The organism is Chromatiales bacterium, assembly GCA_024234935.1.
GTDB lineage: Bacteria > Pseudomonadota > Gammaproteobacteria > Steroidobacterales.
Map to the genome: position 1 here is coordinate 142985 of JACKNI010000003.1, position 12510 is coordinate 155494.

Annotated in this window: 15 protein-coding genes; 10 read left to right on the forward strand and 5 right to left on the reverse strand. The window is 63.4% G+C overall.

All coding sequences use genetic code 11. From position 1 onward, the window contains the following. Positions 1–55 precede the first annotated feature (55 nt). The 3 genes from H6979_09170 to H6979_09180 are packed head-to-tail and all read left to right on the forward strand — an operon-like array spanning position 56 to position 2254. Complete coding sequence (locus tag H6979_09170) at positions 56–613, forward strand: gluconate 2-dehydrogenase subunit 3 family protein (protein ID MCP5140014.1); 558 nt, start codon at positions 56–58, stop codon at positions 611–613. Positions 614–623: 10 nt separating this feature from the next. Further along, positions 624–1844 (forward strand): MFS transporter, encoded by a 1221-nt coding sequence (locus H6979_09175; protein ID MCP5140015.1) that lies wholly within the window; start codon positions 624–626, stop codon positions 1842–1844. A 2-nt stretch (positions 1845–1846) separates the two neighbouring features. Continuing rightward, entirely contained in the window at positions 1847–2254 is a 408-nt protein-coding gene (locus tag H6979_09180; protein MCP5140016.1) for an acyl-CoA thioesterase, read from the forward strand. Positions 2255–2293: 39 nt separating this feature from the next. Here the strand turns inward: H6979_09180 and H6979_09185 are convergent, their stop codons facing one another. Together H6979_09185 and H6979_09190 are read right to left on the reverse strand one after the other, a co-directional pair. After that, the gene (locus H6979_09185) at positions 2294–3487 is read right to left on the reverse strand and encodes a glycosyltransferase family 1 protein (GenBank protein MCP5140017.1); all 1194 of its coding nucleotides are present in this window, start codon (positions 3485–3487) and stop codon (positions 2294–2296) included. Positions 3488–3551: 64 nt separating this feature from the next. After that, on the reverse strand, positions 3552–4184 hold the full coding sequence (locus tag H6979_09190) for a class I SAM-dependent methyltransferase (GenBank protein MCP5140018.1): 633 nt from the start codon (positions 4182–4184) through the stop codon (positions 3552–3554). A gap of 224 nt (positions 4185–4408) precedes the next feature. Between H6979_09190 and H6979_09195 the strand changes: the two genes are divergently transcribed. After that, the gene (locus H6979_09195; protein MCP5140019.1) at positions 4409–5167 is read left to right on the forward strand and encodes a hypothetical protein; all 759 of its coding nucleotides are present in this window, start codon (positions 4409–4411) and stop codon (positions 5165–5167) included. Positions 5168–5196: 29 nt separating this feature from the next. On the opposite strand, the gene pgl is transcribed toward H6979_09195, so the two are convergent. The 3 genes from pgl to gnd are packed head-to-tail and all read right to left on the reverse strand — an operon-like array spanning position 5197 to position 8361. Further along, positions 5197–5949, reverse strand: coding sequence for a 6-phosphogluconolactonase (pgl, locus tag H6979_09200; protein ID MCP5140020.1), 753 nt, complete (start codon positions 5947–5949; stop codon positions 5197–5199). A gap of 22 nt (positions 5950–5971) precedes the next feature. Next, positions 5972–7369 carry a glucose-6-phosphate dehydrogenase gene (zwf, locus tag H6979_09205; GenBank protein ID MCP5140021.1) on the reverse strand — a complete coding sequence of 466 codons (1398 nt, stop codon included), beginning with the start codon at positions 7367–7369 and terminating at the stop codon, positions 5972–5974. Next, entirely contained in the window at positions 7366–8361 is a 996-nt protein-coding gene (gene gnd, locus H6979_09210; protein MCP5140022.1) for a decarboxylating 6-phosphogluconate dehydrogenase, read from the reverse strand. The genes zwf and gnd overlap by 4 nt, the downstream gene beginning before the upstream one ends. A 160-nt stretch (positions 8362–8521) precedes the next feature. On the opposite strand from gnd, the gene H6979_09215 reads away from it, so the two are divergent. The 6 genes from H6979_09215 (at position 8522) to H6979_09240 (ending at position 12506) form a co-directional block, all read left to right on the forward strand. Next, the gene (locus H6979_09215) at positions 8522–9727 is read left to right on the forward strand and encodes an NnrS family protein (protein ID MCP5140023.1); all 1206 of its coding nucleotides are present in this window, start codon (positions 8522–8524) and stop codon (positions 9725–9727) included. Continuing rightward, a complete protein-coding gene (locus tag H6979_09220) occupies positions 9724–10383 on the forward strand; it encodes an MBL fold metallo-hydrolase (GenBank protein ID MCP5140024.1) in 660 nt (219 codons plus the stop codon). Before H6979_09215 ends, H6979_09220 begins: the two co-directional genes overlap by 4 nt. A gap of 147 nt (positions 10384–10530) precedes the next feature. Further along, entirely contained in the window at positions 10531–10773 is a 243-nt protein-coding gene (locus H6979_09225) for a type II toxin-antitoxin system prevent-host-death family antitoxin (GenBank protein MCP5140025.1), read from the forward strand. Next, entirely contained in the window at positions 10770–11171 is a 402-nt protein-coding gene (locus H6979_09230) for a type II toxin-antitoxin system VapC family toxin (GenBank protein ID MCP5140026.1), read from the forward strand. Before H6979_09225 ends, H6979_09230 begins: the two co-directional genes overlap by 4 nt. A 47-nt stretch (positions 11172–11218) precedes the next feature. Then, complete coding sequence (locus tag H6979_09235; GenBank protein ID MCP5140027.1) at positions 11219–11776, forward strand: pyridoxamine 5'-phosphate oxidase family protein; 558 nt, start codon at positions 11219–11221, stop codon at positions 11774–11776. Next, positions 11724–12506, forward strand: coding sequence for an rRNA pseudouridine synthase (locus H6979_09240; GenBank protein MCP5140028.1), 783 nt, complete (start codon positions 11724–11726; stop codon positions 12504–12506). The genes H6979_09235 and H6979_09240 overlap by 53 nt, the downstream gene beginning before the upstream one ends. The last annotated feature ends 4 nt before the right edge of the window (positions 12507–12510 follow it).

The window sequence follows — 12510 nt, forward strand, 5'->3', positions numbered from 1 at the left end:
CTCCCGAGCTGCCTCTAGGTTGTCGTTGCAGTTTAGACAAATCGGGGATCAGATTGTGGATACACAAAGACGACGATTCCTCCAGTCTGGCGGCCTCGGGCTGCTCGCCTTTTCGCTGGGCGGCGTCGAACTCCTGCTGACCCCGCAGGAAGCGCGGGCCAGGGCGCTGCCCGTCCGCATACTCAAGCCCGCTGAAGTCGCAACGCTCGAAGCATTTGGCGAGATCCTGCTGCCCGGCGCACGCAATGCCGGGATCGCGCACTTCGTCGATCATCAGCTGGCAGCAGACGCGGCCGATTGTCTGCTGCTGATCCGCTATCTCGATGTGCCACCTCCCTACATCGACGTTTACCGCCCCGCACTCGCGGCACTGGATGCTGCCAGTCAGGCCGCATACAAGAAAGTCTTCACCGCCCTTGATGAGAAGGATGCCATCAAGCTGGTACGCGCCATGAGCGAGACCAATCCCGAAGGCTGGCAGGGACCACCGGCACCGCTTTTCTACTTTGCGGCCCGCAGCGATGCAGTGGACGTCGTATACGGCACCGAAGAGGGATTCGACCGGCTCGGGATTCCATACATGGCGCACATCCGCCCCACCGCGAAATGGTAGCCCCGCGGCCTTGAACGGGGAATTCCGGCGCGGCTGGCGCGCCCTGGTCGCCAGTATTCTGGGTAATGCCGGCGGGATTCTTTCCATCACCTTTTACACACAAGGGCTGTTTGCGGGCCCGGTCAGCGCCGAGTTTGGCTGGTCGCGAAGCGACTTCTTTCTCGGCTTCACCATCATGCAGTTCTGCGGGCTGATTACGGCACCGCTGACTGGCACCATCGTCGATCGTTTCGGACCACGCATCGTCGGCATCGTCGGTCTCATCGGACATGCAACGATGTACCTGGTGCTGGCACTGAATCCGGGCTCGCTGTGGGCCTTTTACCTGAGCTTCGCCGGCCTGGCCGTGTTCGCCGCCGGCAGTCTGCCGGTCACCTGGACGACGGTGGTGAACAGCTGGTTCCATGTACACCGTGGTATGGCCATCGGCCTGACCATGGCCGGAATCGGACTGGCTGCCCTGCTCGCCCCGCCGCTTACCGAGTTCTTCATGGCATCCGCCGGCTGGCGCGTTGCCTATGCGGGTATCGGCCTGAGTGCACTGGCCTTGTCGCTGCCGGCGGTACTCCTCCACCTGCGCCTCGCGCCGGAGGCTGGCACCACTGCCCATAGCACTGACCCGGCACCCGTTCAGTGGGGTCCGACACGTGCCGAAGCCATGCGCGATTACCGGTTCTGGACCCTGGGCGCCGCGCTGCTTGTAATCACGCTGTCGGTCATCGGCCTGATACCCAACTTCGTGCCGTTGTTGCTGGACACCGGCTGGACCCCGGCCGAGGCCGCACAAGCCGCCACGCTGCTTGGCGTTGCAGTCATCGTCGGGCGGCTGATGGTGGGCTTTCTGGTCGACCGGATCTGGGCGCCAGCCGTTGCCGGCCTGTTTTTTGCCGGTCCGGCGGTCGCCATGGTGCTGATGGCCAGTCAGCCCATCACACCGGCGCTCGCGCTGGTCGCGGCCGTCCTGCTTGGACTGGCGGCCGGCGCCGAGCTGGACTTGCTGGCCTATCTGACCAGCCGGTACTTCGGCACCCGCCACTATGGCGCGGTATTCGGCGGCATCTATGCATTTTTCACGGTGGGTTCGGGTCTGGCTCCACTGATCTACGCACGGGTTTTCGATATGCTCGGCACCTATCGCCCGATGCTGGCGGTCGCGGCAATCGCCATCGTGGTTGCCGTCGGCCTGCTGCTTGCGCTGGGCGCCTATCCCCCGGCATCGCGACAAAACTGACCATGGAACATCCGCGAAAACTCGTTCACGTCAGCCTTCAGGCCATCCGCTGGGGCGACATGGACGCCTACGAGCACGTCAATAACACCATCTACTTCCGCTACATGGAGCAGGCGCGCGTTGAATGGCTGGAGACGGTCGGCTATCAATGCAATCCAAAGCAGGAGGCGCCGGTCATCGTCCATGCGGATTGCAGCTTCCTGTTACCGCTCAACTATCCGGGCACGGTCGAGGTGCGACTGTTTGCCGGCCAGGCCGGACGTTCCAGCCTGCCGACTTTCTACGAACTGCGGCTGCAGGGCGATGAAAAACTCCATGCCGAGGGCAGCGCCAAGATCGTCTGGATCAACCCCGCCAGCGGCAAGTCGGTGAGCTTGCCGGAATCCCTGCGACGGCTGGCGGCCGGTTGAATCAGCGGGTACCGGCCACCAGCTTGGCCGGTACCCTGCTCAGTCAATCAGCGCGACAATCCGGTCCAGCACCACGTCCCGCGTGGCCATTGTCTCCAGCTCCCACTGCCGGGCCTCTGCCAGGCGGTCACGGTACGGCACCGGGTCACCCAGTACACCATCGAGCACTGTCCTGACCTTTTCAGCCGTGGTTGGTCCTTGCGGTGGTGCCGAAAGGTGCGCCGCCAGACCAAAGGCCTTGCTGCGCGCAGCCAGTGCCGGTTGATCCCAGAAAAAGGGGCAGGACAACATCGGTACCTGGTGGAATATGGCCTCGTGCGTCGAATTCAACCCGTGGTGAGTAATGAATGCATCGGCCTCGGACAGGATCGCCCACTGGTCAACCCGCGTCCTGAGCTGCACGTTGGCCTTTTCGAGTAATTGCCGTTCCTCGGCGGGCCGGTCGGCGCCGCCAAAACTGATCACGGCAGCAGTGTCCGGCATCCCGGCAATCGCGTCCGCAATTGCAGCGAGAGCGGCGAGCGCCTCGCGCGCGTAATAGCGCCAGATCACGGTACCGAAGGACACATAGACCCTGCGGCGTGCATCAGCGGGGAAACAAGGCGAATCCGGTACCAGCCGGCGTCGTTCGATATACCCGATCGAGGGCAGTGAACCGAAGAAGGCCACAGGCTCGAAGACCCTCTGCTCCACCGGTTCCAGCCAGGCCGATGGCTCACAGTAGACGTTCAGGTACTGACTGAGTCCGGAGACATAGGAAAACGGCGACGCATCCGAAAATCCGTGCACGGTACGCAGCCGCTCGACGGCGCGGTAGCAGGCCGGCGCCACGGCGACCCGCGGATCTTCGGCCAGTACGGCCATGAACCGCTCCGGCTCAACGTTGTGTCCGGCACAAACGTTGACGATCGGCACGCCAAGTGCCGTCGCTACGACACGGCCGATTACCGCAAAGGTATCCGCGATGACCAGCGATGGCGCCAAAGCGCGGACATCGCGAATGATCTGTACACCGAAATGTCCGGCAAAACTCACATAGCGGCATGGAATCGGACGAGACTCATCGTCTGCTGCAGCGAGCGGATACCGGGAAAAGATATCCACAAGCCTGCCACCCGCACCGACGACCTGCGGCTGAAAGCGGGCATGCGTGAACACGCAAGGCTCGATGCCACGACGACTGAGTCCCGCAATGATCGGCAACAGGCGTCTGAGATGCCCTTCCTCGGGCATGCAGAAAACAGCAGCGACAGGACGGTGCATATTTTTCGGGACAGTCTCGACGGGATAGTTTCCGTCAGACTCTCCCTGCCAGCCCTTCACACAGGGGCTCCTCGTTTGCTCCGGCACAGCGACGCAATACAGTGAGGCCGGTGCCGAAGGGCAGGTCCAGGAGCTGCAGCGCCGGGTCCCGGCGCAATTCGCTGATGTAGTCACGCACGGTGACCTGGTAGGTCTTGTCCGGGCCGTAAATCGGGGAGCTGCGCTCGCCCATGCTGTCATGAAAAAGCACGCAGGCTCGCGGCGCCAGCTTGTCCGCGAAGGCCTCGTAATCAAACCGCACCTGCTCAGCCGTGTGATACCCGTCGACGAACAGCAAGCCGATATCCGCCATCTGGCGCCAGGCATCCGTACCGACGAACTGCTGGGTCGTGCACAGCCGATGACGGATGTTGTCGATGCCAAAGTCGGCAAAGTGGCGCTGCGTCTGTTGCGGATCCTTCCAGAAATCATCGACCAGCGAAGGATCGATGAACGTCACCTCACCGGAATCCCGGTTATCCTGAAGTGCCCTCGCGATCACCATCGGCACAAAACCCCGCCACGAGCCGATCACCACTGCATGTCGGGGTCGCACGAGCCTGGCGAGGCCGTAATAGATCCAGCCCAGACCAAGGTTGAGATCCTCAGCCGACTGGTTATGACCCATACGCAACAGTTCGGGATGAGCGTACAGTCGGCTTATCCACGCATCGAGATTGTCTGTCCGTTTCAAAAGCCCCTACCCCCTGCTATCCGGCAATTGTCGACCGCGCACGCACCAGACACTGGCAGCATCACGATAGCATTGAACCAACGGGGATTGATTCCGGCATGTGCAGCGTCTAACCGGCAGTCTGTGCAGTCTACCGATACGCCTGGAGAAAATGCGGAATGAACAACAGCGGAAATCAGGCCGTGAGCAAGGTTCCGGCAGTTACGCTGGTGTTCTGGTTGATCAAGATCGCTGCCACCACGCTCGGCGAAACCGGTGGCGATGCGGTGTCAATGTCGATGGACCTGGGTTACCTGGTCGGCACCGTGATTTTTGCCGCCCTGTTTGTCGTAGCCGTCTTTGCCCAGATCGTCGCCACGCGATTCAATCCGTGGCTCTATTGGCTAACCATCGTTGCCACGACCACCGTGGGCACGACGCTGGCCGACTATGTCACCCGCTCCATGGGTATCGGCTATGCCGGCGGCTCATCGCTGCTGTTTGCCCTGCTGATCGCTTCGCTCTTTGTCTGGCATCGCGATCTCGGCTCCATATCCATCGATACCGTCAGCACACCTCGGGCAGAGGTCCATTACTGGCTGACCATCATGTTCTCGCAGACGCTGGGCACTGCACTGGGTGACTGGACCGCAGATACCGCCGGCCTCGGCTACGTGGGAGCAGCGATCATTTTCGGCGCGCTGCTGGCGATGGTGGCGGGCGCATATTTCCGGACCACCCTATCCCGCACCGCGCTCTTCTGGACCGCATTCATCCTGACCAGGCCGCTTGGCGCGGTGGTCGGTGATTTTCTGGACAAGCCCGTTGCAGCAGGCGGCCTGGCCCTCAGCCGCTACTCGGCATCAGCTGTACTGCTGCTCTTCATGGTGGCCTGCATCCTGCTTTTCCGGCATCGCGCAGCAGAGCGCCCGCACTGACCCGGACCATCCTTCTGGCGCTGCACCACTCAGGAACGGCGGCGCAGCGGCACCACTTTTGACTTTGGCTTTGTGCGTCGCTTCTTCGGGGCGCTGGCATCCTTCGCAGCTGCGCTGTCGGCGACCACCACCGCGCGCACTCGTGCCACGCGGGCAGCCGGAAACGGCGCACCGCCGGCATAGAGGTCGGCCAGCACGCCAGCCTTGTCGGCTCCGGTCACGAACCAGATGATGCTCCGCGCACGATTGATCACCGGCAGGGTCAGCGTCATGCGCGAGTAACCATGATGCTCACCGGTGATGGCAACCGTGCGATCTTTCACCTTCAGGGCGGGATCACCGGAAAACAGCGAAGCCGTATGCCCGTCAGTACCCAGGCCGAGATGCACCGCATCGAGAACTGCCGGCACACCGGCCAGCTGCTCGATCCCGCTGGCATATTCCGCCGCCGAACCCAGCAGGTCGGCGCGATCGACCCACATGGGATGCAGATTCCGGCGCGGCAAGGGACCATTGGTGACCAGCATCTCTTCGATATTGGTCAGGTTTCGCGCCGCGTCACCGCGTGCCACGATCCGCTCGTCAACCTGGAAAACATGGATCGCTTTCCAGTCAAGCGGCTGGCGCACCAGCTCACCCAGCATCGGCAGCGGCGAACTGCCACCGCTGAGCGCCAGGGTCGCACGCGTGCGGCGGGCGATGCCGATACCGAGTACGGTGGCGATCAGCCGTGCGGCCATTGCGGCCGCCTCTGCCACGGTTTTTTCAACTTCCAGCCGCACCCGAATTTCCCGAAGCGAGCGGTCAGGCGCCGCGCCCGATCCCGTTCTTGCTGGGGTTGTACCAGCCGCCGGAGGCCGCAACCATGCGGTCGGCCTCACGCGGACCCCAGCTGCCGGGCTCATAGCGATACACCGGCCCGCCGGTGTTGATGATCGGATCGCAGATGGCCCACGCCGCCTCAACGCTGTCTTCGCGGGCGAACAATGTCGCGTCGCCGCCCATCGCATCTCCGATCAGGCGTTCATAGGCTTCCTTGGCCTCACTGGTGGAATTGCAGACGTAGAGTTCGACCTCCTCGCCTGCCATGCGCTCACCAGGCGACTTGGTACGCGCGCCGGCCGCGATCGCGACCTGATCCGGTCCCAGCCGGAAACGGAAATAATTGGATTGCGGCGGCACCGGTTCATCGAACACCTGCTGCGGTGGCGCCTTGAGTATCACCATCACCTCGGTGGCCGTAACCGGCAGCGACTTGCCGGCGCGGATGAAGAAGGGCACGCCCTGCCAGCGCCAGGAGTTCAGGTGCAGCTGCATCGCTGCGTAGGTTTCGACTTCGGAATCGGGCGCCACACCGGTATCGCCGCGATAGCCGCGGTACTGCCCGCGCACCAGGCTCTGGCCGGAAAACGGGCTGATCGCGCGCAGCACCTTGATGCGCTCGTCGCGCTGCGCCTCGCCCCAGTACCCGACCGGCGGATCCATGGCCAGACTGGCAACGACCTCGAGCAGATGGTTCTGCACGACATCGCGGATTGCGCCCACCTCCTCGTAGAACTTGCCACGGCCTTCAACACCGATGGTCTCGGCCATGGTGATCTGCACGCTTTCGATGTAGTTGCGGTTCCATATCGGTTCGAGAAAGGAGTTGGCAAAGCGGAAATACAGCAGGTTCTGCACCGGCTCCTTGCCCAGGAAATGATCGATGCGAAAGATCGACGACTCGCTGAATACCTGGTGCAGGGTCTTGTTCAGCTCTTTGGCCGATGCGAAATCGCGGCCAAAGGGCTTCTCGACGACGACGCGGGCATTTTCGGCACAGCCAGACTCGCCCAGCAGCTTGACCACCGGCCCGAACAGGCTGGGTGGAATGGCCAGATAGAAGAGCGGACGCTTCGCATCTTTCAGCGCTTCCTTGAGTCGCGCGAAAGTCGCCGGCTCATGGTAGTCGCCGTCCACGTAACGCAACTGTTCGATCAGCTTCGAAGCCGCCGGCGAATCAGCACTGCCCGTGCGTTTTTCCAGGCTGTCGCGGACACGATCGCGGAACTGCTCCAGACCCCAGCCCGAGCGCGCCACGCCGATCACCGGCACATCGAGTGAACCGCGCTTGACCATCGCGGCGAGCGCGGGGTAGATCTTGCGATGGGCGAGGTCTCCGGTCGCGCCGAGCAGCACCACGGCATCGGATTTTTCGGTCACTTGCCGGGTTCCTTGTGGCCACCGAACTGGAAGCGCATCGCCGACAGCAGGCGGTTGGCAAATTCTGCCTCGCTGCGCGACTCGAAGCGCGAATAGAGTGCGGCTGAAAGCACCGGCACGGGGACCGCGGTGTCGATGGCAGCCTTCAATGTCCAGCGACCCTCGCCGGAATCCGAGACGCGGCCCTGAAAGCCCTTGAGCTGCGGATCCTCCGACAGCGATGCGGCCGTCAGGTCGAGCAGCCATGAAGTCACCACACTACCCCGCCGCCACAGTTCGGCGACGGCACCAAGATCGAAGTCGTAGAGATAACGTTCGGGATGCTCAGGCATACCCGGACCATCCGAGCGGCCCGCACCGGCATGACGCAGCAGGTTAAAGCCCTCGGCATAGGCCGCCATCATTCCGTACTCGATGCCGTTGTGCACCATCTTCACGAAATGACCGGCACCTGGCGGGCCACAGTGCAGATAACCTTTGGAGGCCGGGTCATCCGGGCTGCGGCCAGCGACCGGTTCGATTTCGCCGCGACCCGGCGCGAGATCACGGAAGACCGGTTCCAGCCGCTGCACGGCCTCGCGCGCACCGCCGATCATCAGGCAGTAGCCGCGTTCGAGACCCCAGACACCGCCGCTGGTGCCGACGTCTACAAAGTGAATGCCCGCCGGGCGGAGTGTTTCAGCCCGCCGGATGGCATTTTCAAACGGTGAATTGCCGCCGTCGATCAGGGTATCGCCGGCCTGAAGGTGTGTGGCGACAGTCTTCACCACGCCTTCGACAACCGGCACCGGCAGCATGATCCATACCGCGCGCGGCGGCCTGAGCAGGGCGATGAACTCGTCGATCGAGGCTGCGCCCTTTGCGCCCGCGTCAGTCAGCGCCTTGACGGCATCGGCACTGGCATCGAAGACCACGCATTCATGGCCGCGCTGCATGAGACGGCGCACCATGTTGGCACCCATCCGGCCCAGACCGATCATTCCGAGTTGCATAGCCACTCCCCAAAGGCACAGAAGGCCAATGCCTGGCCGGATCTCCACAGAAGGCTGTCGGCACCGCACAGCGCAGCTTGAGGCAAACACGCGACCCGGCACCTGCAATCGTGACACGAGTGTACTTTGGCAAATTCGGCGGCGCACGCGACAATAGGCCATGTTCCGCTCAAGTCCCTTTTTCAGCTATGGCTTCCGGCCCTTCTTCTTGCTGGCCGGTCTGTTGGCCGTGCTGGGCATGGCCCTGTGGCTGCTGGCCATCAATGGGTCGCCATGGCCGGTGCAAGCCAGCCGGTCCACTTTCTGGCATGCCCATGAGATGGGGCTCGGCTTTGGCGGCGCGGTGATGGCCGGTTTCATTCTCACCGCCGGGGCCAACTGGACTGGAAGACCACCCATTCGGGGCCCGTTGCTCGTCTGCCTGGTCCTTGGCTGGTTGTGTGGCCGGGCCGCGATGCTGTACAGCGGATTGCTGCCGGCAACGCTGACGATGCTGCTCGACCTGCTTTTCCCGGTGCTGCTCGGCCTACTGGTCACACGCGAGATCGTCGGCGCACGCAACCGGCGCAACTACGGCGTGCTGACCATCGTCTGGGCACTGACCGTGTTTACGGTTCTCTACCATGTCGCGGCGATCGGCTCCCTCAGCGAGGAATCCGCTGCGGATATGCAGCGCATCGTGGCCCGCCTGTTCGTCTACCTGCTTGCCGTGCTGATCACCGTCCTCGGCGGCCGCGTCATCCCCGGATTCACCGGCAGCTGGCTGCGCATGCGCGGTGCAAGCAAGCTGCCTGGCGCCAGGGACTGGCTGGAAACCGGCATCGTCCCGCTGACCGTGGCGGCCGGCCTCAGTCAGGCACTTGCGCCCGACGGCATTGTCACGGCGGTGCTGTGCATCAGCGCCGGGGCTGCCCATGTGCTGCGGCTGTCCGGCTGGCGTGGACTCGCGACCGCAGCAGAACCGCTGCTGCTGGTGCTGCATGTCGCCTACGCGTGGCTGGGGCTCGGTTTTCTGCTGCTGGGCCTTTCAGCAGCGGGACTGCCCGTCCCGGAAACCGCCGCCCTGCATGCACTGACCGTGGGCGGCATCGGCGGCGTCATCCTCGGCATGATGACGCGCGTGGCGCTGGGACATACCGGGCGACCCCTGCACGCGGCGCGCATCACCCAGCTTGCCTATGTGCTGCTCGGCTTTTCTGCGCTCCTCAGGGCCTTTGGCCCGCTGAGCACAACCGGCAGCACCCTCGCCTACACCTGCTCCGGGCTGCTGTGGATTGCGAGCTTCAGCCTGTTCGTCTGGCACTACGCGCCTATCCTCACGCAGCCACGCGCGGATCAGCCACACGGCCTGGCAAACCGCCCATGAGTCTCCAGGTACTCATCATTCCGGTGACGGCATTTCAGCAAAACTGCTCGGTCATCTGGTGTACCGAAACCATGCAGGGGGCGGTCGTCGATCCAGGCGGCGACCTCGATGAAATCCTGGCTGGCGTGCAGGAGAACAATGTAGAGCTGGCGAAGATCCTGCTGACTCACGCCCATATCGATCATGCCGGTGCCGCCGCGGAACTCGCCAGACGTTACACGCTGCCGATCGAAGGTCCCCACGAAGGCGACCGCTACTGGATCGAAGCCCTGCCGGACCAGGCGCGCAACTTCGGTTTCGCACAGGTGGACACCTTCGAGCCGGATCGCTGGCTGCAGCAGGGCGACACCGTACAGGTAGGCCACGAAACGCTTGAGGTTTATCACTGTCCCGGCCACACGCCGGGACATGTGGTGTTCTTCAGCCGCTCGGCACAGGTCTGCTTCGTCGGCGATGTGCTCTTCGCCGGCTCCATCGGCCGCACCGATTTTCCGGGCGGCGACTACGCCACGCTGATCGAGTCGATTACTCGCCGGCTCTGGCCGCTCGGCAGCGAGGTGACTTTTGTACCCGGCCATGGGCCGACCTCGACTTTCGGGCAGGAACGGCAGGGCAATCCCTTTGTGGGCGACCGGGTGCTGGCAACGGCAGGTTGACGCAGGAGATTCCGGCGAATCGCCCACTGGATCCCGAATAATCAATTGCTCTTGCACAGCATTTCTGGCACCACATTTCCGCAAATCCATCACAACCGGCGGGATTCCCGTGTTGCCAGCACCAAAATGGCCATTTACACTCTGGAAATGGACATTTCGATCACCGAGTTCAAGCAGCGCTGCCTGGAGATCGTGCGCCGCGTCGAGAAGACCGGCCGGCCGGTCACGATCCGGCGGCGTGGCAAGATCGTCGCCCAGCTGGAACCGTCGCCGTCGGCCGAAATGGCCGGAATGAAGCCCTGGGAACAGCTGCGGATTATGGGCGGCAAGCTCTCGGCAAAACCCGGCGAATCGGTCCTGCGTGACGAGGACTTCGAGGCCCTGCGTTGAGGGCAGTGCTGGACACCCACATCTGGGTGTGGTGGCTGACCGGCGACCCGGCACTCACTGCCCGGGAGCGAACCGCTCTCGACGGCGCGGCCAATGCGGGCGATTTGTGTCTGGCTGCGATCAGTCTCTGGGAAGCCCAGATGCTGCATGCGAGGGGACGACTCTCACTGCCGGTGCCCTTCCCCGACTGGCTGCAGCGTGCGGCCGCGCCGCCAGTCGTGACGGTCTTGCCACTCGACGTTCAGGTCGTTACCGCGCTCGCCAAGCTGCCCGGACGTTTCCATGGAGATCCCGCGGACCGGCTGATCGTCGCGACAGCGAGGGCTCATCAGCTGACACTGGCCACGCATGACACGCGCATCCGCGCATCACGAACCGTGCGGATATGGAAGCCGTGAGAATACTGCAATAATCAACTGCTCCGGGACCCTCATGCGGCACCCTCATGGCACGACTATTCGAACAAATCGACGACGCCCTGGCAGCCTGGATCCGCCAGCAGCAGATGTTTTTCGTCGCGACCGCGCCGCTGTCGGCCGATAGCAGCGTGAACTGCTCGCCGAAGGGTCTGGATACGCTGCGCATCCTCGGCCCACACGAGGTCGCCTGGCTGGATCTGGGTGGCAGCGGCATCGAAACCGTGGCGCATCTCAAGGAGAACGGGCGCATCGTGCTGATGTTCTGCGCCTTCGAAGGTGCACCGCGCATTCTTCGCCTGCATGGGCAGGGCAGCGTGATCGAGCGCGGCCATCCGGACTTCAACACGCTGCTGGCAACCTTCCCACCGCAGCCGGTGTGCCGCAACCTCATCCGCATCAAGGTGACGCGCATCTCGGACTCCTGCGGCTGGGGCGTGCCGCTATACGACTACACCGGGCAACGCGACGAGATCGCGCGGGCGGTGGCCGGAAAGACGCCGGAACAGTTGCGCGCCAAGGCGGAAAAGCAGAATCGTCTCAGCGTCGACGGCCTCGAGGGTCTGGACCTCGAAGCGCTCAAGTAGCCCGGATCAGACCGCGATTTCCACCACACTGAAAAAACACGGTATCGCGCGCAGCATCTCGAAGCTGGGACTGGCCTCGCGCACGATCGCCGCGGACTGGGTGCGTGCCGGACGCCTTGCCGTCAACGGTCGTCTGGTGCTCGATCCGGAATTTCCGGTGGTCATTGATCGCGATCAACTGACCCTGGACGGGAAGCCGCTGGTCGCAGCCGAAAAGCGCTACCTGATGCTCAACAAGCCGCGCGGACTGGTCACCACGACAACCGACGAAAAGGGCCGCGACACGGTCTATCGTTGTTTCGATGCTGCCGGACTGCCGTGGCTTGCACCGGTGGGCCGACTGGACAAGGCCAGCGAAGGACTCCTGCTGTTCAGCAATGATCCGGAGTGGGCGGCGCGCATCACCGATCCGGTCACCGGACCCGACAAGACCTATCACGTGCAGATCAACGCGCAGCCCGATGCGGAACTGTTGCACCGCCTCGTTGCCGGCATCAACAGCGAGGACGGCCGGCTGGCGGCAAAATCTGCACAACTGATTCGCAGCGGCGAGAAGAATGCCTGGCTGGAAATCGTCCTCGATGAAGGCCGCAACCGGCATATCCGCAGGCTGCTGGAAGCGCATGGCATCGGCGTGCTGCGCCTGATCCGCACCGCCATCGGCCCGCTGCAACTCGGCACGCTGGCCAAAGGCCAGTGGCGTTGGCTGGCAGAGCACGAGTACCGCTAGAATT